General features: G+C 61.5%; 23 protein-coding genes. 6 read left to right on the forward strand and 17 right to left on the reverse strand.

The annotated features are described in order from the left end of the window. Positions 1-32: 32 nt before the first annotated feature. From GYK42_RS29730 to GYK42_RS09150, 10 genes are all read right to left on the reverse strand, one after another. A complete protein-coding gene (locus GYK42_RS29730; protein ID WP_166447478.1) occupies positions 33-215 on the reverse strand; it encodes an IS3 family transposase in 183 nt (60 codons plus the stop codon). Next, complete coding sequence (locus tag GYK42_RS09110) at positions 212-883, reverse strand: IS3 family transposase (RefSeq protein ID WP_431190165.1); 672 nt, start codon at positions 881-883, stop codon at positions 212-214. Before GYK42_RS09110 ends, GYK42_RS29730 begins: the two co-directional genes overlap by 4 nt. Before the next feature lie 194 nt (positions 884-1,077). Continuing rightward, positions 1,078-1,665, reverse strand: coding sequence for a hypothetical protein (locus tag GYK42_RS09115; protein ID WP_166447238.1), 588 nt, complete (start codon positions 1,663-1,665; stop codon positions 1,078-1,080). A gap of 17 nt (positions 1,666-1,682) precedes the next feature. Continuing rightward, positions 1,683-1,862, reverse strand: a complete 180-nt coding sequence (locus tag GYK42_RS09120; RefSeq protein ID WP_166447239.1) for a hypothetical protein — start codon at positions 1,860-1,862, stop codon at positions 1,683-1,685. Between the two features lie 338 nt (positions 1,863-2,200). Further along, a complete protein-coding gene (locus GYK42_RS09125) occupies positions 2,201-3,364 on the reverse strand; it encodes an MFS transporter (protein WP_166447240.1) in 1,164 nt (387 codons plus the stop codon). 92 nt (positions 3,365-3,456) lie between these two features. Next, positions 3,457-4,038 carry a violacein biosynthesis enzyme VioE gene (vioE, locus tag GYK42_RS09130; protein ID WP_166447241.1) on the reverse strand — a complete coding sequence of 194 codons (582 nt, stop codon included), beginning with the start codon at positions 4,036-4,038 and terminating at the stop codon, positions 3,457-3,459. Positions 4,039-4,047: 9 nt separating this feature from the next. Beyond that, positions 4,048-5,166 carry a tryptophan hydroxylase gene (locus GYK42_RS09135; protein ID WP_166447242.1) on the reverse strand — a complete coding sequence of 373 codons (1,119 nt, stop codon included), beginning with the start codon at positions 5,164-5,166 and terminating at the stop codon, positions 4,048-4,050. After that, positions 5,166-6,455 (reverse strand): FAD-dependent oxidoreductase, encoded by a 1,290-nt coding sequence (locus tag GYK42_RS09140; RefSeq protein WP_166447243.1) that lies wholly within the window; start codon positions 6,453-6,455, stop codon positions 5,166-5,168. The genes GYK42_RS09135 and GYK42_RS09140 overlap by 1 nt, the downstream gene beginning before the upstream one ends. A 1-nt stretch (position 6,456) precedes the next feature. Then, positions 6,457-9,474 carry an iminophenyl-pyruvate dimer synthase VioB gene (gene vioB / locus GYK42_RS09145; protein ID WP_166447244.1) on the reverse strand — a complete coding sequence of 1,006 codons (3,018 nt, stop codon included), beginning with the start codon at positions 9,472-9,474 and terminating at the stop codon, positions 6,457-6,459. Next, a complete protein-coding gene (locus GYK42_RS09150) occupies positions 9,471-10,778 on the reverse strand; it encodes an FAD-dependent oxidoreductase (protein WP_166447245.1) in 1,308 nt (435 codons plus the stop codon). Before GYK42_RS09150 ends, vioB begins: the two co-directional genes overlap by 4 nt. 332 nt (positions 10,779-11,110) lie before the next feature. On the opposite strand from GYK42_RS09150, the gene GYK42_RS09155 reads away from it, so the two are divergent. Further along, positions 11,111-11,341, forward strand: a complete 231-nt coding sequence (locus GYK42_RS09155) for a hypothetical protein (RefSeq protein ID WP_100427466.1) — start codon at positions 11,111-11,113, stop codon at positions 11,339-11,341. A 314-nt stretch (positions 11,342-11,655) separates the two neighbouring features. Then, entirely contained in the window at positions 11,656-13,887 is a 2,232-nt protein-coding gene (locus GYK42_RS09160; RefSeq protein WP_100429389.1) for an NADP-dependent isocitrate dehydrogenase, read from the forward strand. Between the two features lie 95 nt (positions 13,888-13,982). Here the strand turns inward: GYK42_RS09160 and GYK42_RS09165 are convergent, their stop codons facing one another. From GYK42_RS09165 to GYK42_RS29550, 4 genes are all read right to left on the reverse strand, one after another. Beyond that, the gene (locus GYK42_RS09165; RefSeq protein ID WP_166447246.1) at positions 13,983-14,426 is read right to left on the reverse strand and encodes a DUF411 domain-containing protein; all 444 of its coding nucleotides are present in this window, start codon (positions 14,424-14,426) and stop codon (positions 13,983-13,985) included. A gap of 79 nt (positions 14,427-14,505) precedes the next feature. After that, the gene (locus tag GYK42_RS09170) at positions 14,506-14,871 is read right to left on the reverse strand and encodes a hypothetical protein (protein ID WP_166447247.1); all 366 of its coding nucleotides are present in this window, start codon (positions 14,869-14,871) and stop codon (positions 14,506-14,508) included. 48 nt (positions 14,872-14,919) lie between these two features. Next, positions 14,920-16,263: a sensor domain-containing protein gene (locus tag GYK42_RS09175; protein ID WP_166447248.1), complete on the reverse strand. Its 1,344-nt coding sequence runs from the start codon at positions 16,261-16,263 to the stop codon at positions 14,920-14,922. A 245-nt stretch (positions 16,264-16,508) separates the two neighbouring features. After that, complete coding sequence (locus tag GYK42_RS29550; RefSeq protein ID WP_277346581.1) at positions 16,509-16,634, reverse strand: hypothetical protein; 126 nt, start codon at positions 16,632-16,634, stop codon at positions 16,509-16,511. Positions 16,635-16,656: 22 nt separating this feature from the next. Here GYK42_RS29550 and GYK42_RS09180 point away from each other — a divergent pair, with 22 nt between their 5' ends. Further along, a complete protein-coding gene (locus GYK42_RS09180; RefSeq protein ID WP_166447249.1) occupies positions 16,657-18,141 on the forward strand; it encodes a hypothetical protein in 1,485 nt (494 codons plus the stop codon). A 78-nt stretch (positions 18,142-18,219) separates the two neighbouring features. Here the strand turns inward: GYK42_RS09180 and GYK42_RS09185 are convergent, their stop codons facing one another. Beyond that, positions 18,220-19,584 (reverse strand): amino acid permease, encoded by a 1,365-nt coding sequence (locus GYK42_RS09185; RefSeq protein WP_058050989.1) that lies wholly within the window; start codon positions 19,582-19,584, stop codon positions 18,220-18,222. 140 nt (positions 19,585-19,724) lie between these two features. Continuing rightward, entirely contained in the window at positions 19,725-20,180 is a 456-nt protein-coding gene (locus GYK42_RS09190) for an acyl-CoA thioesterase (RefSeq protein ID WP_205711337.1), read from the reverse strand. A 135-nt stretch (positions 20,181-20,315) separates the two neighbouring features. On the opposite strand from GYK42_RS09190, the gene GYK42_RS09195 reads away from it, so the two are divergent. The 3 genes from GYK42_RS09195 to GYK42_RS09205 are packed head-to-tail and all read left to right on the forward strand — an operon-like array spanning position 20,316 to position 22,478. Then, entirely contained in the window at positions 20,316-21,041 is a 726-nt protein-coding gene (locus GYK42_RS09195) for a GntR family transcriptional regulator (protein WP_166447250.1), read from the forward strand. Further along, positions 21,025-21,771 (forward strand): SDR family NAD(P)-dependent oxidoreductase, encoded by a 747-nt coding sequence (locus GYK42_RS09200; protein ID WP_166447251.1) that lies wholly within the window; start codon positions 21,025-21,027, stop codon positions 21,769-21,771. The genes GYK42_RS09195 and GYK42_RS09200 overlap by 17 nt, the downstream gene beginning before the upstream one ends. Positions 21,772-21,785: 14 nt before the next feature. Next, entirely contained in the window at positions 21,786-22,478 is a 693-nt protein-coding gene (locus GYK42_RS09205; RefSeq protein WP_166447252.1) for an aspartate/glutamate racemase family protein, read from the forward strand. On the opposite strand, the gene GYK42_RS09210 is transcribed toward GYK42_RS09205, so the two are convergent. Next, on the reverse strand, positions 22,479-22,961 hold the full coding sequence (locus GYK42_RS09210; RefSeq protein ID WP_166447253.1) for a heme-degrading domain-containing protein: 483 nt from the start codon (positions 22,959-22,961) through the stop codon (positions 22,479-22,481). It lies immediately after the preceding gene. Positions 22,962-22,973 lie beyond the last annotated feature (12 nt).

A 22,973-nucleotide genomic window follows, 5' to 3' on the forward strand; every position in this document is an offset into this window, starting at 1 on the left:
GAGGTGTTCTGTCAATAATGGACACGCCCGTTTCAAGCAGCCGGCGCGTGTTTGTTGAAATTATCTGCAAACGATGCGGGCGATATGTTACCAAGGCGCGAGTGGCGCCGCTGGCGGTTGCAGAAAATCTCGATGTACTCCTTGATCGCTGATTCGGCGTTGGCCCGGGTAGCGTACTCTGATGATGAATCATCTTGTTCTTCTAGCTGCCTCAGAAGCTCTCCCTGGGGGCATTATCGTAGCAGTTCCCTTTGCGCGACATGGATGCCGCATACCGAATTGCGCGGCGAGGGTGTGATTGTCGTCGGCACAGTATTGTGCTGCCGCGATTAGAGTGCAGAATCAAGCCTGGTGGCGGCCGTTTGCTGCGCACCGCCCGCCACGGCGCCTGCGCCGTCAACTCCTTCGTCCTCCGCGCTCCGACCGCGTAGCCCACCATTTCACAGGTGAAGACGTCCTTGATGCCCGCCAGGTAAAGCCATCCCTCGTCCGTGGGGACATAGGTGATGTCGCTGATCCAGGCTTCATTTGGCTTCCTCGGCGCAAAGCGCTGCTCCAGAATGTTCGGTGCCACCGGAAATGCGTGAATCGAATTGGTGGTGGCTTTGAACTTCTGTTTTTGCTTGCAGCGCGGGCCCACCTCACGCCGCAAGCGCACAATCCTATCTCTGCCAGCATTGAAGCCTTGCGAGAACAACTCTGGTTGCAAGCGCAGCGGGCCATATGTCTCACGCGTCTGCACGTGTGCAGCCTTGATTGCGATCTTTAATCGCTCGTCATCTTGTGCACGCTGCGACGGCGTGCGCTCCAGCGCCGCGTAGAAGCCGCTGCGCGACACTTCGAAGACGCGGAACAACAAGCCAAGTGGATAGTGAAGCCGCACCGATTTTATGAACGCGTACCGGGCAGCGGCTCCCTCGCGAAGTAAGCGGTGGCCTTTTTAGCACGTCCTTTTCCATTCGTTCGACCGCCAGTTTTTTGTGCAGCCTGGCCACCTCGGCCTCCAGCTCCGCGACGCTACGGCTACGGGGTGACGCGGCTGGATCGGTACCTCGTTTGGCGGCGCTTAGGCGCTGGTCAAAATCCGCCACAGTGAGAACAGCAAGAGCCCCGGGCGAAGTGGCAACATGGACAATCCCCGCAGGAATGGCGCGAGATCGTCTGGCGCATGTCTGATGAGGTTTCGCCGCTGCTCGCGATCCAGATATAAATCCCTCGTTTGGCGACGTTCTTGAATGCTTTCAGCGTTTCGCTCCAGGAGAAGTTCGAATTGACCTTGCCGTCAGCGAATGCACAATTGAGGGCTGCACGTACAGCCGCAATGTCGCGGTTGACGCTATCCTTTGAACGTTCCCGGACCTCACCAGCCTTGTTAATGGTGATGGGTTTAGCTACCATGCGACGACGAAAGTCGTTCATCTGGTCGCGGGTCAATTTCATCAGTTCTATCTTGTGTATAGGGTCCTGCGTGATCCATCGGCGATAACGTGCGGCGAGGTCTTGTGCTGGCTTGCTACCCTTTAGCTCCTGAATCCGCTTCACATACGCGTTACAGGCATCCAATACAGTTGTCGGTTGATGAATGGCGCCAGCGTCGCCTGTGGCCGCGTGAGAAAACCATTCACGTGCGGCTGCTACAGCCCTGTCAAAACGTTCATGATGCATATATTGATCTAACGTGCCTAGACTATTTTCGACTTCATTTCCTGTCTCATCGCGATGTCGAAGCAGCCACGTTCCGCTTGAGCTATCTTACATTTTGCGAAACCCGACATAGAAGCCTTTGCTGATTCTGTGCCAATACGGTTCACGCCGGGTTTCAGCTTGTTGCGCGCTGTAACTGTATCGATTTTGTTGGCCATGCCATCCTCCGTAACGTGCAAGAATGTTGTATGTGTTCAACCGTAAAATCAGTAGTCAATGTACGGGAAAAGTACGGGAGACATAAGCACATTTCAGCGGACGCAGGAGGACGAAAATGCTGCGTTCTCCTATGATGGAATAGTCCAGTGACATCCATTCAAGTGCAGGTTCGCCTCATTCACACTGCAGGGGTCGCAAGTTCGAAACTTGCACTTCCCACCAAGAATTCGCAATACATCAAGTACTTATATTAAAGCCGACACATTATGTGGTCGGCTTTTTTATTGTGCGAAGATAAAGGCAAGGGGCGGTTGACCTTGCCAACCGTCGCCAGCGGCTAATGCGACAGCACCGAATCGCGCGACTTGTGCCCGAGGTAAGGCAGCAAGCTGATGAGACCAAGCACTGCCAGCGCGACACCGACCCACAGCGGCGAGCGCAAGCCGTAGCCGGCGGCGATGCCGAGGCCGCCAAGCCATGAGCCGGCGCCCAGGCCGATGTTGATGACGGAGGTATGGACGGTGTTGACCAGCGGCCCCGGATGGGCGGTCTTCATCACGCGGGCGATGATGGCGGGATTCATCGACATGCCGACCAGGCCCGTGACGACCAGCAAGGCGACGGTGATGGTCTTGTCGTGCGCGAAGACCGCGAACAGCGCCAGGCTGATGCTCAGGATGACCATGCCCCAGACCATGATGACGGTGGTGTAGCGGTCCGCATAACGGCCGACCATGCCATTGCCCACCACGTTGGCGACGCCGTAGATGCCCAGCAGCCAGGGGATGGCGGACATCGGAAAACCGGTAACTTCCGTCAGGATGGCCGCGAAGTAGCTGAACGCCGCGAAGATCGCGCCGATGATGAGGCCGCTGCTGGCATACGCCGCCCACAAGTGGCGGTTGCGGAACTCTGCCAGTTCATTGCCGAGGCTGACGACTTCGGATGGCTTGGTGCGCGGCACCAGCACGGTGATGAGCGCCAGGCACATCAGCGCGAGCAGGACCACCAGCCAGAAGCTGGCGCGCCATCCCAGGTGCTGGTCGATGAGGGTGGCGACCGGCACGCCCACCACCGAAGCGAGCATGAGGCCGCCGATCACGACGGCGGCGGCGCGTCCGCGCGCGTTGGGGCTGACGATATCGGCGCAGATCGCCAGGGACAGGCCAAAGCAGGTGGCGGCGGCCACGCCCGTGACCACCCGCGCGACGGCCAGGATGTCATAGCTGGTGGCGGAGGCGGCGGCGGATTGGGCCAGGACATAAAATCCCAGCAGCCACAGCAGCCCCTGCTTGTTCGGCACGCGCAGCTTGAGCAGGACGATGGTGCTCAGCGGCCCTCCGATGACCATGCCCATGGCGTAGAGGGAGATCAGATAGCCGATCCGTGTCACCGGTTCGTCCATGGCCAGGGCCAGTGACGGCATCATGCCCGCCACCATGAATTCGGATGTGGTTAACGAAAAGATCGTCAACCCCAGAATGTAAACAACCAGCGGCATAGCAATATCCTTCGAGAGTAATAACAAAAAACACTAGCCAGGGATGGCGCGCGCGCCGGCCGCATGCGGCCCTTGCAGGCGCCATGCCCTGGTCAGGTGTTGCAAGACGTAAAGACGCTGTCCGGAATGTCGCCGACAGACAGATTGGGAAAGTCGCGTACCGAACGGTGCTGCAGGTCATTGCCCGTGACCATGCGCAGCAGGCGGTTGCCACCGGCCTCCAGGTAAAACACCGATGGCGGCTTGCCCGCTGGCTCGACTACCCAGGCATCCGCCTCCCGGCCCAGCACGCTGTGGCGGCCGTCGTGACGGGCGCCGCCGTCCAGCAGCACCGCTTGCGGCAGGAACAGCGCCTGAAACGGCGTCACCTCGTCGGCCAGCGCCGTTCCCTGCAGCTGTGCGCCAGTTGCCTGCGTCTGCCGTGCATAAGCCACTTTCTGCTTGCGGCTTTGTTCACGCCCGGCGTCGCCGGTTTCCGACATCCATAACAGGTGTCCATGTTCCTTTTCCGGCCAGGGGTTGAACAGGCCATCAATGCGGCAGATGTTGCGCGCATAGTCGAACCAGCAATAGCCGGACGTGATCTGGTCGTCCTCCTGCATCGGCGTCCAGTAGGAAACATAGGCGCTGCTCCATTGCATCGGCAGCAGCGGCGGGGAGACGTGTGTCGGCATGGTATCTCCCTAGCGGCCCAGCGCGTAGCCAAGGCTGGCCATCAGCGCTTCCTGCAGCGATGGCAAGTCCTTGCGGCGGGCGTCGAAGCTGGCGGTCAGCTCTGCATTGCTCAGGTCGATACGCTCGCCTACGGTTTCAAACCACAGGCGGCTGGCGTTGGCGTGGTCCTTGAACAATTGCATCAGAGGCACGGCGCGGACATTGAAGCTGTCCAGGGCCGCGGCCGTGCCGGCTTCGGTATTGAGGATTTTGACCAGCAGCAAGGCCGCCACCACCGCCATGGTGGTGCCATGGCCGATGGAAAAATGCCCCGATTGCAGCGCATCGCCGAGCAGGACGAACTTGCCGTCGCAGGCCCGGTCGCGGCTGAGGGTCATGAAGTTGCGCCAGCCCTGGCCCGGTTGGCTCTGCAGCCCATGTTCGCCGAGCTCGGCTTTGAACGTCTTGGCGATATATGCGGCGGCGTCGCGCTCGGACAGCGCTTCCAGCCCGGCCCTGGCGTACGTCTCTTCGCTGCATTCGACGATAAAGGTGCTCATCGTGTCCGAGTATTTGTAGGCATGGCCGATGAAAATGCCTTGCTCATTGCAGCGGAACACCAGGTTCATCTGGTCGAACAGCTGGGTGGTGCCGTACCAGATGTATTTGTTGCGGCCGAAATCGATGTGCGGCACCAGCGCTGGCGGCAACTCCAGCGATTTGTAATTGACGCCATTCGCCACCACGACCAGGTCGTACTCGGCTTCCAGCTGCGCCCGGGGCGCCGGCGGCGTTTCGTAGCTGATCGCGATGCCGGCCGCCACGCACTTGGCGCGCAGTGCTTGCACCAGGGCCTGGCGTCCGACGCCGCACAGGGTCACGCCGGTGCTCATCAGGTTGGGCTGGTCGTGGTGCACGAGCTTGAACTCTTCCAGGAACTGCGGATTGAGCCGTTCCGGCTGCTCCAGATAGGAGAGCGGATTGGCCGGGTGGCGCGGCGGCCGTCCAGGCAGCACGACGCCCCAGCCCAGCACTTCTTCCGGGGTATTTTTTTCCGTGATGCTGATATTCCAGCCGGGCTGGGCTTGTTTCATCTGACTGGCGAAGAGCAGTCCTGCGGGGCCTGCGCCGATAACGAGAATGTTCATTAATTTACCCTTCCAAGTTTGTACCAAACGTTTTGTTTCTTCTGGATTTGCTGCAATTCATCGTAAGGAACCGATGTGAAGTACAGTTTCTCCGCCATGTCTGGCGGATAAACACGGGGGAATTTCTTGTGCATGTAGCGCGTGTAGCGCGTCTGCAGGAAGAAAATCAGATTCGGATTGCTCAGCGCTTCATAGTTGGCGATCGCCATGTCCTGCATGGCGTCCGCCTGCACCTTGCGCTGCTGCGTGAACTCGGACAGGGCAGGGCCCAGGGCATTGCCATGCTTTTCCAGCATGGAAACGAAGACGTGGACGTCTTCCAGCGCCATGTTCATGCCTTGTCCGAGGAAGGGGGCGGTGGCATGCGCCGCATCGCCGATCAGCAGGATATTGGCCTTGTAGTGGAAGGTGCTGGATCGGACATTGATGAGGTCGTTGCTGGGCAGCGCCATGAACTGGTCGATCATCTCTTTGCGGCGGTCCGGCGGCAGGTTGCCGAAGTAGCGGCTGAAGAAGTCGGCCATGGCTTCGCGGTTGAGCGTGCCCAGGCTGGGCGTGCCCGTGTAGGGCAGGCACAGGGCGAAGCTGATGCTGCCGTCCGGAATGGTGGCCGCGCGGCCGGCAAACAGGCCCTTGGAATCCATGCCGAAGAAATACAGCAAATCCTTCCGGAAACCCAGATCCGCCGCGTTCGGCAAGACCAGCGTCTTGTAGCCGTGGCGGAAGTAACTCTGTTTGAACTCGAAACGGCGCACGCCGCTTTGCATGGCGCGCCGCACGGCCGAGTGGGCGCCGTCGGCGCCGATGACCAGGTCGCCATGCAGCTGCTGCACGGCGCCGTCCGGGCCCTGGATCAGCACGATTTTTCTTTCCAGGTCGACATCCAGGCATTTATGCTCAAAGTAATACTTCACTTCGTGCAGGGCGGCATGCCGGTTCAGCAGGCGCTGGAAGGCGGTGCGGTCCAGCGACAGGGGAAACAGGCCTTCGAGCGGGGTCAGCTCGCGTATGCGGTGCCGGCCGCCCACGCAAAATGCCATGCCGACGATGGGTTCGCCGCACTGGTCGAGCTCCTGCTTGCTGATGCCAGCTCCCAGGACGGCCTTGATGCCGCGCACCGTCATGCTCACGCCGATGGCACGCGAGTTGACCGGGTCCGCGTTTGCAGTATTCTCCAGCAGCGGATCGCCGCGTTTTTCGATAACGTGGACATCGTGTCCCCGTTGCGCCAGATAAATGGCGCTGAGGCTACCTGCCAGGCCTCCGCCGACGATAATGATTTTATGCATTTCAAGCCTCTCTTGACATCTTTCCCCGAGATAAATCGGTAAGTTGCTGATTAAAAAACTCCAACATCTCTATCGGTGCCATGCCGATGACATCGCTCTCAAGGCCGCGCGCGTACTGCGCCAGCGCCTGGCATTTCTGCGCCAGCATGTTGCAGCCCAGGCTGTAGTCGCTGCTGATGAGGCTGCTGACCGGCTCTGGCACGGGCGGTCCCGCATGGCGGCCGGGCACGCCGGACGGCATGTTCATCAGGGCGGCCGACAGGGGACGCAACAGGCCGGTCATGATGTCGATGGACGCATTCATCAGGCGCGAGCGGCGCAGGCTGCCCAGCGGCCGCTGCGCGAAATGGTGCGCCATCATCAAAAAGGTCAGTTCGTAGCAGCCTTGATACAGCTGCATCAGCGCGCGCGCCTTCCGGTCGGTCACCACGGTGCAGTCCGCACGCGCTTCCAGCACGGGATTCTTCAGCGCCGGCAGCGCCGGCTCGAACGGTTTGCCGCAGGCTGAAAACTTGCCGGCCACGGCGCGCAGCCGCTGGAAGTGCGACGAGGCGAAATGCGGCGAATCGACGGCCACGCCTTCCCCCTGTTCGGTGACGAAGTCGATGGCAAACAGCGCGCTGTCGCGGTCCGATACTTCCAGCTGGTAGCCGGGATAGGCGCGGTTGGTCAGTTCTTTCAGGAACAGGTGGTGTTCGCCGCCGCGCTTGCCGCCGCCGCTTTCGAACAGGCCGGGCAATTCGGCAACGGCCTGGCGGATCGCGATATAGAAGGTGGCAATGGATTTGCCCGGCGTGGGAATGTAGTCGGGCCATTCGAAACGCACGAAACGGGCCAGCACGTGTTCGGAAAATGGTTCGAACGCAAATTCCGTGTCCAGGCCGAAACGCTTGCGCGCCAACTGGCCCAGCACCGGGGTGCCGCTATAAAACGGTTCGCCAAGCGCCATCAACACATTGTTGACTAATAAATAGTGAATCATTTCTTCATGGGCGATCTCCAGCAGCGCGCCGCGCGTGCCGCTGTTGCGGCGCCGGTCTTCGGCGCCGCAGGCCAGCTCCAGCTCGGCCGGCAGCCAGCGGCCTGCCTGCACCAGCGCCGCCCCCTGCGCATAATTGGGAATCGAATACGCGGCATACAGGTATTGCAGCATCAGCGACAGTTCCAGGTCGATGGCCTTTTTCAGTTCCTCGATCAGCTCGGCCTTGCTGCCGATGACAGGCGGCACCGCCGCTTCCGGCACCGCCGCCTTGGCCTTTGCCTCGACCTGCGTCAGGTATTTCAGGAACAGGCGCGACTTTGGCAGCGACAGTTCGCGGGTGCTGGGCATGTAGTAGCTCTTGTCGCGGTTCTGCGGATCGCACATCTGCCACATCAGGCGCGAATAGGTTTCGCACTTGCACTGGTCCGCCAGGCTGAAGACCTTGTCCGACATGAATGGATACACGAGCTCGTAATAGCTCATCACATGCCGGTAGAGGAAGGCGTAGTCGACCTGTTCGGCCGGTACGTCGTCGAGGTCCCAGTCGTCGGGCAGCACGCGCACGCCGAGGTATTGCTTATCCTTGCCTGCTCCCAGCACGATCCTGGTCGCGCCCGGCTGGCGCCCCGTCAGGGTCAGCGCCGTGTAGCCATGTCCGAGCGGCGACGGCTGCTGCTCCACGGCCAGCAGCGCGCCGTCCTCGGCCTGCGCCGGCAGGGACGCAGGCGCCGCCAGTTCGCCGCGGAAACGGCTTTGCACGGTGATCGTCTGCGGAAATTGCTCATGCTTGTTGCGGTTCGGCGCTTCCAGGTACAGCTGGTTGCTGTCCGATTGCAGTACCCAGTCGGTTTCGTCCCACCGCGCCTGCGCGCTGCCCAGGCTGAGCGAACCCGTGGCTGCGCCGGCGTGCTGCAGCGGCACGTCGAAGACGCCGTGATGGCGCCAGTAGTCGCGGTACAACTGCTCGGGTATCCGCGCCAGCAAGGTGCCGGCGCCGTCCTGCAGTAGCAGGTCGCCGAGTGCCTGCTTGTCGCCCAGGGCATGCGTGGGATGCTGTTCCGAGACGGCGCGCGGGTCGCGCGTGGTGAAGGGAATGGCGGTCGGCATGTTGAAAGTGACGCGGTCCGCATCCATTTTCACCAGCACCGGTCCCAGGCTGCCCTGGCGCGGCTGCAGCAGGCGGCCGGCCGGATAGGTTGCCAGCTCGTCGCGCCGCCACAGGCCGATGCTGCCGGCCAAGTCGTAGAACACGGGCGAATCGGGTTTTAGCGGCGTCGACATATTGAACAGCGCATATTGCACCGTCAGGCCCAGCACCGCGTCGTCGGCCAGGGCTTGCCGCAAGGCCTGCATGCTGGCCGGCAGCGGCAGATCTCCATTGAACAGGAAATGCGGATCTTGCTTGGCCACCGAAAACTGGAACAGCCTGGAGCGGCCGAATTCCTCGTCCAGGAAATGCCCGCTGCGTTCCGTGACATGGCCGCTGCCGAGCCAGCGTACCGAGTGCGCCTGCGCGATATCGGCTGTGAACAAGGTGGGCGTGTTGGGCGTGGCCAGCTTGTCGCTCAAGGTGAACTGGCCGGCGTAGATCAGCGTGGTGTCCGGCTGTGCCGGGTTGTTGTCAATCCACCTGGCGCGGTTGAACGTCGTGCGCAGATACTCGTTGTAGTGGCCCCACAGGGCCAGCTTGGCGCCCACCAGCGCGTCCTGCGTATCGACCTCGCCGTCGCGCAGCTGAACCCCCGTGATCCGCGCGTTTTCCCACGAGAAATGATTGTTGCCGCAAAAATTGTAGCCCGCCGCCTGGCTGAAGACGCCGTCCGGATCGGGTTTTCCCTCCGCATTGAAGCGGGGGGCAAGCTGTTTCAGGTGCGCATGGAATTCGGACGGCGGCCGGCTCAGGTCGACAGCTTTGCCCGCCATCGATACCGCATTCGTGGCGATATCGATGTTGCCGTGCGTATTGCCATTCCCCGTCGGCACATTGGCGCGGGCAAAACCCCGAAAATGCAGGCGGGGGAAGTCAAGTAGGCTCATGCGCGCTCGGTCGAGGAAGTGATGAAGGTATCATTGGCGGCCGCGACCTCGTCCAGTTGAGCTAGCCGTTGCAGCAACAGACCGCTGGCTTGCTGGGCGCTGATCAGGCTGCCTTCCATCCAGCCGCAATGCCCGGTATAGGCATCCGAGCAGGAAATGATGCCGTCCCGGTGCAGCAGGACGGCCGGGTGTTCGGCTTCCGGTTCCACGCAAAACTCGACGCCATGCGGCCAGAACTTGTGGAAGTGCGCCTTGATCCGCGGCAGCGGCCGGCCATCGAGCGGCAGGACTTCTTCCAGGTGGCCGCGGACACGCTCCAGGTACACGTCTTCACCGAGTTCCAGGCTGTCGCGCCAGTAGCTGGCACTTTTGCTGTCGGTGTAGAACAGCACATACTTGTCGCTCTTGAAGTAGATCTTGCGCAGGGGATTTGCCGCCATCAGCACCTTGTCGGTCAGCCCCAGCGCGTCCCACCAGGCCGTGTCGAACGTAAGGAAACCCTTGAACAGGGGCAGCGAGTCGTACTGGAACGGGCTCCAGGCGGCCGGGAAATCCAGGTTCAGGCGCGGCATGGCGGATGGCGGGATCGCCATCACCAGATGACGTGTGCGGTGCATCTGCGTGTCGCCGTGGTGGCTGAAGGCGAGCACATGGTCGGCGCCCGATTTTTCAACGGACAGCAAGCGATGTTCGAGCTGGAATTCCACGCCGGCGACCTGGGCCTGGTGCTGCAACTGGCACAGCAGCGCGTGGTAGCCGTCGGTGGCATAGTGCCACTGGTTGGTGGCATTTTCCGTGAAGTGCTGCGTTTCCGGGTGTTTCTTGATGATGTCGTAGGCCATGGCCGCCGACACCATCGGCAGCAGCAAGGCGTCATAGCCGGTCGCCTTGATGATGTGGCTGGCCTTCTCGGCGCCCAGGTAATGGCTGACGAAATCGAGGAAGGAGAGGTTCGGATGCTCTGCCAGCCTCGGGCTCAGCTCATCCAGCGTCGCCTTCAGCTCGTCCAGCACGCTATCGTGGGAGATGACCTCGGTGAACGGGTAGACCGCATGCGGCAGACCGCTGCCCTGCATCAGTTGCTGGAAATGCGGATGCAGCTGCGGCGAATAGCGGGCGGCGCCGAGTTCGGCGATTTCCTCGTCATCTATTTTCCGCGACTGGATGCGGCCGCCCACGGTGGCATTCAGGTCGAATACCCGGATGCGCAGCTTCCTGTCGGCGGCGGCGCCGATCAGGCGGCTGGCGCAAGTCAAGCCGCCTATGCCGGCGCCAACGATGCAGATGTCAGAATACGTGCTCATACGAAATTCCTTTTTAACGTTCATTAATCAAAAGGCTGCAAAATCGCCAGCAAAAGTTGCCCCTGCGCGTGTACGCAAGGGACAGGGACGCTGCGTGTTACGGCACTTGGCGAGCGTTATCAGCTGGGGAATGAAGAGCCTGGCGAAAACTGGCGTTGTGTCTGGAATGGTCGATTCTTGGCAGCAGAGTTTCTGTTTCAGATCAAGGATGGCACCGACATTAGCCCAGGCATCGGGCACCCAATTTGATAAATATCAATGTAGTTGCCGTCTGCCAAGCGTGCGCTGATATCGCGGAAATGTTGCTACGCTCCTCGCAAACGGGAGGCGCCATGTCCGATATCATCGAATTGTTGCAATGGCCCGCCATGGCCGCTTCGCTGCTGGCGGCCTGGCTGGTGGGTTCACGCGCGGCCGCGCGGCGCCTGGCCGGCTTCTGGGTTTTCCTGTTCAGCAATGTGCTGTGGGTCTGCTGGGGCTGGCATGACGGGGCTTGGGCCTTGATCGCGCTGAACGTCTGCCTGGCCTTGACGAACGTGCGCGGCATCGTCAAAAACGAGTAAGCGCGAGACGATTTGCTCAAATATATTTCTGTTTACATATTTGTTTCTATTGGTGCATACATGGCTTGCGGACCTGCTGCATCTATTTCCATGCGGAAAACCGCCATATTCTCCCGTCTGCTTCAGATATTTGCTGTCTTATATAAGATTCGACGCCATCGGATACACAAACAGCGGCAGGACAGTCTAAAATACGTGGTGGGCAAGCACGGCGTCACCGCCGGCACACTAGCCGTCCAAAGCAAGGCTAAACGTCCTGTGTTTGGAATGAAGAAAGTTAACCACCAGGCATCACCGCATACAAGGGAATGAACATGGCAACACAAAAATCCAAAATCATCTACACGCTGACTGACGAGGCGCCGCTGCTCGCGACGTATTCCCTGCTGCCAATTATCAAAAAATTCACTGCGCCGGCTGGCGTGGACGTGGTGTCCAGCGATATTTCGGTGGCGGCACGTGTACTGGCTGAATTTCCAGAATTCCTGACGGACGCGCAAAAAGTCCCGAATACCCTGGCTGAACTGGGCAAATTGACCCAGAATCCGGACACCAACATCATCAAGCTGCCAAACATCAGCGCTTCCCAAGGTCAGCTGATCGCTTGCGTGCGCGAACTGCAAGGCCGCGGCTACAAGCTGCCGGACTACCCGGAAGACGCGAAGACGGACGAAGAAAAAGCCTTGAAGGCCCGTTACGGCAAGTGCATCGGCAGCTCCGTCAATCCGGTCCTGCGTGAAGGTAATTCCGACCGCCGCGCACCGAAGGCCGTCAAAGAGTATGCGCGCAAGCACCCGCACTCGATGGGTGAGTGGAGCCAGTCGTCGCAAACCCACGTCTCGCACATGCACCATGGCGACTTCTACCATGGCGAAAAGTCGCTGACCCTGGAAAAGGCCCGCGACGTCAAGATGGAACTGGTCACGGCCTCGGGCAAGACCATCGTGCTGAAACCGAAGGTTTCCCTGCAAGCGGGCGAAATCATCGACAGCATGTTCATGAGCAAGAAAGCGCTGCTGGAGTTCTACGAGAAAGAAATCGACGACGCCTTCAAGACGGGCGTGATGTTCTCGCTGCACGTCAAGGCCACCATGATGAAGGTGTCGCACCCGATCGTTTTCGGTCACTGCGTGCGCATTTTCTACAAGGACGCGTTCGCCAAGCACGCCGAGCTGTTCGACAAACTGGGCGTGAATGTCAACAATGGCATGAGCAACCTGTACGACAAGATCGACACCCTGCCAGCGTCGCAAAAGGATGAAATCCTCAAGGACCTGCACGCCTGCCACGCGCACCGTCCGGAACTGGCCATGGTCGATTCGGCCAAGGGCATCACCAATTTCCATTCGCCGAACGACATCATCGTCGACGCGTCGATGCCAGCCATGATCCGTATCGGCGGCAAGATGTGGGGCGCCGATGGCCGTCCGAAAGACGTCAAGGCAGTCATGCCGGAATCGACTTTCGCGCGCATCTACCAGGAAATGATTGGTTTCTGCAAATGGCATGGCAACTTCGATCCGAAGACCATGGGCACCGTGCCGAACGTGGGCCTGATGGCGCAGCAAGCGGAAGAATACGGTTCGCATGACAAGACGTTTGAAGTGCCGGAAGGCGGCACCGCCAACATCACCGACCTGGAAACGGGCGAAGTGCTGCTGACGCAAACGGTGGAAGAGGGCGATATCTGGCGCATGTGCCAGGTCAAGGACGCACCGATCCGCGACTGGGTCAAGCTGGCCGTCACGCGCGCGCGCAACTCGGGCATGCCTGCCGTGTTCTGGCTCGATTCCTACCGTCCGCACGAAAACGAAGTCATCAAGAAGGTACAGGTTTACCTGAAGGATCACGACACCAAGGGCCTAGACATCCAGATCATGTCGCAAACGCGCGCCATGCGCTACACCTTGGAACGCGCCTTCCGCGGCCTGGACACCATCTCGGTGACCGGCAACATCCTGCGTGATTACCTGACCGACCTGTTCCCGATCCTGGAACTGGGCACGTCCGCCAAGATGCTGTCGATCGTGCCTTTGATGGCCGGTGGCGGCATGTACGAAACGGGCGCCGGCGGTTCGGCACCGAAACACGTCAAGCAACTGGTGGAAGAAAACCATCTGCGCTGGGATTCGCTGGGCGAGTTCCTGGCCCTGGCCGTGTCGCTGGAAGACATGGGCATCAAGACGGGCAATGCGAAGGCCAAAATCCTCGCGAAAACCCTCGATGAAGCCACCGGCAAGCTGCTGGACAACAACAAATCGCCATCGCCACGTACCGGCGAACTGGACAACCGCGGCAGCCACTTCTACCTGGCCATGTACTGGGCGCAAGCTCTGGCGGCGCAGAAGGACGACGCGGAACTGGCAGCGCATTTTGCGCCAGTGGCCAAAGCCCTGGCCGACAACGAAGAAAAGATCGTTGCCGAGCTGAAAGCGGTACAAGGCAAGGAAACGGATATCGGCGGCTACTATCTGCCAGATCCGGCGAAGACGGAAGCGGTCATGCGTCCTAGCGCCAGCCTGAACGCCGTGCTGGACAGCATCTGATACAGCCCTGACAGGCGGTAGGTCCTTTACTGCTGCCTGATAAAAAAACGCCGCCGGAAGCGATTCCGGCGGCGTTTTTCATTTCTCTTCAGTGTTCATTTGTAGTGTTTGTAGACCTTGGTGCTGCCATTGCTCTTGACCAGCAAGACGTCATACGCATCCTTGCGCGGTCCTTCCATGCCTGGAGAGCCCATCGGCATTGCCGGTACGGCCAGGCCTTTCGCCTTGGGTTTCTCGCGCAACAGTTGCTTGATCTCGCTGGCCGGTACATGGCCTTCGATGGCGTAGCCGTTGACGAGGCCCGTGTGGCAGGAACCGAGCGCGTCGGGAATGCCCGCCAGCTTGCGGTATTGCGCCGGCATCTCGACATTTTTCGCGCGCACCGTAAAACCGTTCGCTTCCAGGTGCTTGATCCATGCGGAACAGCAGCCGCACGAGGCGCTCTTGTAGACTTCAATGACGGGCAGGGCCGCCAAGGCGAACGTGGGCAGGCCCAGCATGGCGGCGAAGGCGCCGCGCACTAATAAATGGTTGATCATGTGTTGCTTTCAGACGAAGTAGGTCTATCGTGGCCACTTGGGTGGCTTGCTTGGAACGTGCTTGGAACGTACTTGGAATTTATGCGGAAAGCGGCCGCGGCGGCCGGTGCGGGCCGTCGGGAATGAATCCCGTCAGCAAGGCGGCATTGGCTACGCCGGCGTGTTTCACACCGTCGAGGATGGCGGCAGGCAGGGTGGGACAGGGTGATATCAGCTCGCCCAGGCAAAAGCTGGAACAGGCGCCGCACGCGGGGTGCTTGGCAGGGGACTTGCTGTTTTCCGGCGTGCTGGCGCTGTCCGGCTGCGCATCGTGATGCTGGCAGGCCGCCATCATTTCGGCTGCAATTGGCGCAGCGCACGTCCGCATGGCGCCCGCAGCGGCCGCTTGCAGCGGCACCGCCGTGATCAACAGCAGGATCAGCCATGTTTTGAAGAGTCTCAGCATCGCGGGAAAGTATAGCATGGGGCACTGCCGTCAGGAGCCGGCGCCCCCTTAGCGCGAGGCGGCGGCCAGCAGCTTCGATGCGTACATGGCCCGGTCCGCATGGCGCAGCAGCAGTTGCATGGTATCGCCGTCTTCCGGATAGTGGGCCACGCCGATGCTGATGGCGATCTGCAATTGCTGTCCGTTGCCCAGGTGCAGCGGCGCGGCCAGGGCCGCGTGGATCTTTTGCTCGATCAGGTTGACGTCCACCGGTGTGACGTTGCTTTCCAGAAGCACGACAAATTCATCGCCGCCCATCCTGGCCAGGGTGTCGGTTTCGCGCATGCAATCGCGCAGGCGGCTCGCCACCGTTTGCAGCAGCAGGTCGCCACAGGCATGGCCATGGTCGTCGTTGACCCGCTTGAAGTTGTCGAGGTCCAAGAACAGCAGCGACAGCCGACCTTCCTGGCGGTGCGCGCGGGCGAAGGCCGTGTGCAGGCGGTCGTGGAACAGGCGGCGGTTTGGCAGGCGGGTCAGCTCGTCGTGCATGGCCATGAACTGCATTTGCGTCTGCAACTGCCGGCGCTCGATGGCGGTGGCAAGTTGCTTGGCGACAAATTGCAGCAAATCCTTGTCTTGTTCCGTGCCGATGACGGCGTCCTGGCCGCCTTGCAAGGCCAGCACGCCGATGCTGCCCAGAGAGGAATACAGCGGCACGGCAAGCCAGCACGAGGACAGGGCATCGGCCGCCATTTGCAGCGCAGGCGGCAGGCCGGCCAGTTGTCCCGCCTGCAGCAGCAGAGGCCGGCCGCTGCGCAGGACTTCGTCGCACAGCAGGCTGGCCAGCGATGACGTCGGCTGCGGCGCGCTGTCGTCGGCATGGCAGGTCATCGGAGGCTGGGCGCCGTGTTCGTCATGCAGCAGCAAGGTTAGGCTGCGTGCAGGCAAGTGTTCGCCGACGATGTGCTGGATGCGGTGCAGCAGGGCGGGCAAGTCTTGTGTCGCCTGCATGGCTTCGGAAATGGCGTACAGCGCGGCCTGCTTTGCCTGCGCCTGTTTCAGCAGGGTAATGTCGCGCGCCACCGCCACGCGCAGTTGGTCGGCGGCAGACCAGCGGGCTGTCCACATGATGTGCGCCAGGCTGCCATCCTTGCGCAGGTAGCGGTTTTCAAAATGCGTCTGCGCATGGCCATCCATGATGGCGCGCGCGGCGGCCAGGGTGCGGGCGCGGTCGGCGGGAGCGACGAGATCGATCATGAGCTTGCCGATCATTTCCTGCTGCGTGTAACCGAAGATGCGTTCGCACGCGGCGCTGACGAACACGAAGCACCCGTCCACGTCGACCATGCACACGGCGTCGAGCAACAAGTCGGTAAAGCTGGCCAGCGGCGCGCGCAGAATCTTGTGTTCCATACGGTACATTTTGAGACATTCCCGGCAGTGAATCAACTTGTTGCGGGGAGGCTGGGCTATCTGTATGAAAATGTTTCATTTCCCCGACACTCATGCTTTGCTGTTTCTTGCCGTTAATGCAGTATTGCCATGCAGTACTTGCCACCACGCCAGATAACGTGACGCAAGGCTTGCCTGGCGCCAGGTGATTGCAAAAAAATAACCATATCGAACTTTTATGATACCCCTTCTCGCCACTTGCAAGGTTACAGCGCCATGACCTCCATTTCTCCACTTTCAAGCTGGAATAGCGCCCCGTCGCGGGCCTCGGCCACTCCGTCTAACCGAGCGGAGACGGCGTCATCATCGCCCGCATCCACCTCGTCTTCCATCGTTGCTCTCAGCCCGGAGAGCGTGAACGGAAGTATCCCGGCAGCGTTCGAGAAACCGCCGATGGTTTGGGAAAGCGCGACGCGCGACAAGGTCAGCGAAGCGATGACAAAGAGTTTTTCTGCGTATGCGTTTGGCGGCCGCTTCAGCGGCCTGGGCGCGGCCATGCTGGGACAGGCCAAGCTCGGTAACTACAATTTCTCGCAGGCGATGCGGCAGCCGCCGCCCAGCACCACGCCGAATATCTATGGCGCATCCGGCATCGCTCCCGGCAGCCTGCATGGCAATGGCGAAGACAGGGTGTCCCTGAGCATCACGACCAAGAGCGGCGTGGAAGTCAAGCTGTCACTCGACAGTCAGGGCGACGGCCTGGCCGTGAACATGACGACCAGCGGCGACCTCAGCGACGCAGAGGCCAGCGCGCTGGGCGATCTGGCGAAGGGTTTCCAGGAAGCCATCGACGGCATGGGGCAGAGTACGCCGAAAATCAAGCTGGAAGGCTTGATGCAGTTCGACCAGCAAGTGCTCGAGTCGGTGAAGCTGCATGCGGAAGTCAAGGTGCGCGGCGAGCCGGAAAGTATTCAAACCCTGGATTTCCAGGCCGATGGCGCGCAGCGCAAGGTCAGCTTCAGCGGCGTGGCCGGCAGCCTGGACCTGAAGGTCGACGCCAGCCAACTCAACACCTTGGGCAGCAAGGAGCGGCAAGCCAAGGCGCTGGGCAGCTATATGCAGCAATTCGACCAGGCGGCGTCGCGCGGCCATGGCGACGCGGGCCTGGTGGCCATGCTCAAGGATAGCTTCACGGCCTTGCACAGCAACGCCGCCGCGCCGCAAGCGGCCACGGATGCTCCCGAGACGGGCAAGTGGCGTCTGGCGGCCGAAGACAAGTCCATCCTGACGGGGCTGGCCGATTTCAGCGCTTCCGTGTCGCAAGCCGTGAAATTCAGCAATCCCATGCGCAGTGCGGAAAAGGATGGCTTCAATTATGAAGTGTCGCAGAAGACATCGCAGACTGGCGCCAGCCAGGACGCGCGGTCGGTCAGGCAACAGCAGCAATCGAAGCTGAGCGCCAGCTTCCATCAGACGCTCGTCCCCGGCGTGCCGCTGCGCCTGATGGACAATACGGAATCGCAGAACTATACCTATCACCAGATCGAGGATACGGCCAGCAGCGATGCGCAAGTGGCTTACAAGGATGGCAAGATGGTGAAGGCGAGCTTGCGGCAGGAAGGCAGCCAGTCCGAGCATGTCATGAAGTATTTCCTGGGCAAGCTGGAATCGGACAAGACCACGCCGGGCAATTATTCCGTGCTGCGCGACTTGCTGCCGGTGCTGGGGCCGTATAAGACGGGAGAAAAGGATATGACGTCCGAAGAGCGTATGGAGCAGCGCAAGCAGGCGCTGCTGACCTTGAGCGACGACGTGCTGCTGCAATCATATGCGGGCAAGACCATCAGTCTGTGGCAAGCCGATGTGCTGCCGGACGAGGGCGGGGCCGCCGCCGCTTAGATACGACAGCGCCCAATGCAAAAAGCCCGTCTGCGAAGACGGGCTTTTTGTTTGCTGATTGATTAATACAGCGCAAGCCTATGCCTTGGCCTTGTTTTGCTTGATCCAGTAGCCGATGCCCAGCGCGGCGAGCCACACGGGAATCAGGTAGACGGAGATGCGCAGGCCCGGCGTCAGGTACATGATCACCAGGATGCCAGCCAGGAAGACCAGGCACAGGTAGTTGGTGAACGGGTAGCCCAGGCTCTGGAACAGGGTCGTCTTGCCCTCGGCCTTCTTCTGCGCGCGGAAGCGCAAATGAATCCAGCTGATCATGGCCCAGTTGATGATGAGCGCCGAGACCACCAGGCCCATCAGCACTTCGAACGCTTCGCCCGGCATGAAGTAATTGACCACCACGCAGGCGCCCGTGGCCAGGGCCGACACGCCCAGCGCCGCCAGCGGCACGCCGCGGCGGTTCAGGCGCAGCAGCGCACGCGGCGCATTGCCTTGCTTGGCCAGACCGAACAGCATGCGCGTGTTGCAGTACACGCCGCTGTTGTACACGGACAGGGCGGCCGTCAGCACCACCACGTTCAGGGCCGTGGCCACCAGGTTGCTGTCGAGCGCATGGAAGATCAGCACAAACGGGCTGCCGCCGGTGACGACGTTTTGCCATGGGTACAGCGACAGCAAAATGCCCAGCGCGCCGATATAGAAAATCAGGATGCGGTAGATGGCCTGGTTGGTGGCGCGCGGGATCGTCGTGCTCGGGTCATCCGCCTCGGCCGCCGTGATGCCGACCAGTTCCAGGCCGCCGAACGAGAACATGATGACGGCCATGGCCATCACCAGGCCCTGCCAGCCATTCGGGAAGAAGCCGCCGTGCTGCCACAGGTTGGCCACCGACGCTTGCGGGCCCGCGTCGCCGGAGGCCAGCAGGTACGCGCCGAAGACGATCATGCCGATGATGGCGACCACCTTGATGATGGCGAACCAGAATTCCATCTCGCCAAACGCCTTCACATTGAGCAGGCTGATGGCGTTGATGGCGCAAAAGAAGACCAGGGCCGAGACCCAGGTGGGCACGCCCGGCCACCAGTATTGCACGTAGATGCCGACGGCCGTCAGTTCGGCCATGCTGACGAGCACATACAGTACCCAGTAATTCCAGCCCGACAAAAAGCCGGGCAGGTGGCCGCAGTATTTGTCGGCGAAATAGCTGAACGAACCGGCGACGGGTTCGTCGACCACCATCTCGCCCAGCTGGCGCATGATCAAAAATGCGATGACGCCGGCGATGCCGTAGCCCAGCAGCACCGAAGGGCCGGCCATCTTGATGGTTTGCGCGATGCCTAGAAACAGGCCGGTGCCGATGGCGCCGCCCAGGGCGATGAGCTGGATGTGGCGGCTTTTCAGGCCGCGTTTGAGCTCTTGTGGTTCGGTAATCCCGACTGCCGTCATATGTTTTATCCTGTTTTTTACGGGGCTGAGGTCGCTGATTCTAAAGCATGGACGGGCAAAGCAGGAGCGAAATGCATGTTGCACTGCGGAGGCGCAAGAAAAGCCCCGCATCTTCGCCGAACGGTGCGCAAAACGGCAGCCTAAACGCCTGCGTCCTGCGCACCGGCCGCGACGATGGCCGGCTCGTACACGGCCAAAAACTCGGGCGGCAGGCGGCGCGCGCGGCCGCTGCTCAATTCGATGCAGATCAAGTCCCAGCGTCCGCGCACGACGGTGGCGCCGTCGCTGTCGCGGACCAGCTGGAAGCGCCGCTCCATGCTGGAGCGACCGTCGCTGGCGCACAGCCAGGTGGCCAGGGTCAGCGCTTCGCCAGCCCGCGTCGGCAGCAGGTAATCGTATTCGCCGCGGCGTATCGCCATGGCTCGGTCCAGGCGCCGGTAATCGTCCAGGTCCAGCCCCAGGGTGGCCGAATGGTGCCAGGCGATATGCTCGCACCAGCGCACGTAGACGGCGTTGTTGGTGTGCTGCAAGCCGTCGATGTCGCCCGGTTCCGGCGTGACGGGCAGGGTGTGGGCGTGCGGATAATCCCAGTTCAAGTGTGCTCCTTTCGATACGGTGGCGGCTGATTGTACGTGCTTGCGCTGCGTCCTGTCTGCGACGCACGCATGGAAAAACACTGTTTTATCCCTTGATGTATGATGCATCATATTTTACTGAGCGTGAAAATACCTATGAACCATCCCCTGGACAGCCTGGTGCACGTCAATCTGGGCAAGTCCGTGTATGCGATGCTGCGCGAGGCGCTGGCGGCCGGGCGCTTCCAGCCGAATGACCGGCTGCGCATCCGCGAGCTGGCGCTGCAGCTGGGCACGAGCGTGACGCCCGTGCGCGACGCCATGCTGCAGCTGGTGCAGGAAGAGGCACTGGTGCTGCGCTCGCCGCGCGACTTCCGCGTGCCCGTGCTGAGCGTGGCGCGCTACCTGGAAATCCGCGCGCTGCGCCTGGAACTGGAAGGCTTGGGCGCGTTTGAAGCGGCGCAGCGCATCGACGACGCCACCCTGGCCGACCTCGAGCGCCTGCTGCAGGCGAACGAAGAAGCCATCGCGCGCCACGACCTGGCGGCGGCACTGCAATGCAACCAGGCGTTTCACTTGGGCCTGGCGCAGGCGGCCGGCATGCCGACATTGAAACGCTTCGTCGACCATCTGTGGATGCAGACGGCGCCGCTGATTGCCGCCGGCTATGCCAGCTTTTCGCCCGACATGCGGGTGGGCCACCACCACGCCATCATCAGCGCGCTGCGCCAGCGCGACGGCGCGGCCGCGCGGCGCGCCATCGAACAGGACATCCTCGACGGCGGAGCGCAGATGCTCGCGTATGTGATGCGCCAGGAGCGCATGCACGCCGGTGGAACACAGAAAGAAAAGGACGAGGAAAAACATGACGCACAAGACTGAACAGAAAACCGCCATCGTCACGGGCGCCAGCCGCGGCATCGGCCATGCGGTGGCCGAGCGCTTCCGCAGCCTGGGCTGGAGGGTCATCACCGTTTCGCGCAGCCCGATTCCAGGCGGCTGCCCGCGCAGCCAGGAGCACAACACGCATGTGTGCATGGATTTGTCGGACCTGAGCCAGATCGGGCAGATGGTCGATACCCTGCGTCCCATGCTGGGCGACTCGAAACTGCACGCGCTGGTGAACAATGCGGGCGTGTCGCCGAAGGGGCCGGGCGGCTCGCGCGTCAATTCGCTGACCACCGACATGCAGACGTGGCAGGAAATGTACAACACGAATTTCTTCGCGCCGCTGGCGCTCACGCGCGGCTTTGCGCAGGAATTGTCGAACGCGCATGGCGCCGTCGTGAACTTGTGCTCGATCGCCGGCTACCGCGTGCACCCGTTTGCCGGTTCCGCCTACGCCAGTTCGAAGGCGGCGCTGGCGTCGCTGACGCGCGAAATGGCGAATGACATGGCACCGCTGAACGTGCGCGTGAACGCCATCGCACCGGGCGAGATCGACACGGCCATCCTGTCGCCGGGCACCTCGCACATCGTCGACACGCAAATCCCGTTGCGCCGCCTGGGCACGACGGCCGAAGTAGCGGATTTAGTGGAGTTCCTGTGCAGCGAGCGCGCCTCGTACATCACGGGCGCGGAAATTCCCATCGACGGCGGCCAGCGCATTTAAGGAGGAGGAAGAGCATGAGCAAACATATCGGCATCGTCGGCTGTTCGGCCGAAGGGGCGGCCCTGTGCTACCGCACGATTTGCGAAGAGGGCGCGCATGCGCTGGGGGCGTATGAACACCCGGAAGTATCGATGCATACGCCGCCGCTGGCGCGCTACGTGGAGTGCCTGAACGGGGGCGATCTGGCCGGCGTGGCAGAGCTGATGCTGGCGTCGGCACGCAAGCTGCACGCGGCTGGCGCCGAATTCCTGATCTGCCCCGACAACACCATCCACCAGGCATTCGAGCTGATGGCGCCCCGTTCGCCCTTGCCCTGGCTGCATATCGCCGACGTGGTGGCCAGCGAAGCGGCCGCGCGTGGTTTCAAGAAGGTGGGCTTGACGGGCACGCGCTGGCTGGTCGACAGCGCCGTGTATCCGGACAAGCTGGCCGCGCGCGGCATTGCTTGCGTGCGGCCCGGCGAGGACGAACGCAGCCAGATCAACCGCATCATCATGGACGAACTGGTGCCGGGCGTGGTCAAGGAGGACAGCGTGGCGCGCTTCCAGGCCATCATCGGCGGCTTGCGCGAGCAGGGCTGCGACGCCGTCATCCTCGGCTGCACGGAAATCCCGCTGATCATCAGCGACGCCAATTCGCCGCTGCCGACCCTGGACTCCACGCGGCTGCTGGCGCGCGCCGCCTTGCGCCAGGCACTGGCCGCCTGACTATTTATTCAGCTGCGTGTCCAGCTGCGCCTGCAGGGCGGCCACCACCAGCGCGTGGTCGTCGGCTTGCGCCAGGCCGGAAACGGTCACCGTGCCGACCAGTCCCACACCGCGTATCAGCAGGGGGAACGCGCCGCCGTGGCCCGCGTACTCGATGTCGTCGAGATATTTCACGTCTTCGAAGGTGCTGCCCCGGCTTTTATATGAAATACCCATGTAGTAGGAGCTGCGGCAAAAGCGCTGCACCGTATTGTTCTTGCGGCGTATCCAGTCCGCCTGGTCCGCCGTGGCGCCCGTCATGGCGTGGTGGAACAGGACTTGACCGTTGCGCGTGATATTGACGGTGACGGCCTTGCCCCGCTTGCGCACTTCTTCGACGATCCACAGGCCCACGGCCAGCGCGTCGTCGTTGTCGAAGCGTTCGAATTGCAGGGATTCTTCCTGCTGCGCCAGGGTTTGCAGCAAATCGGCGTAATGATCCATCGTGGAGGAGGG

The sequence above is a fragment of the Janthinobacterium lividum genome (assembly GCF_011601275.1).
GTDB lineage: Bacteria > Pseudomonadota > Gammaproteobacteria > Burkholderiales > Burkholderiaceae_D > Janthinobacterium > Janthinobacterium lividum_E.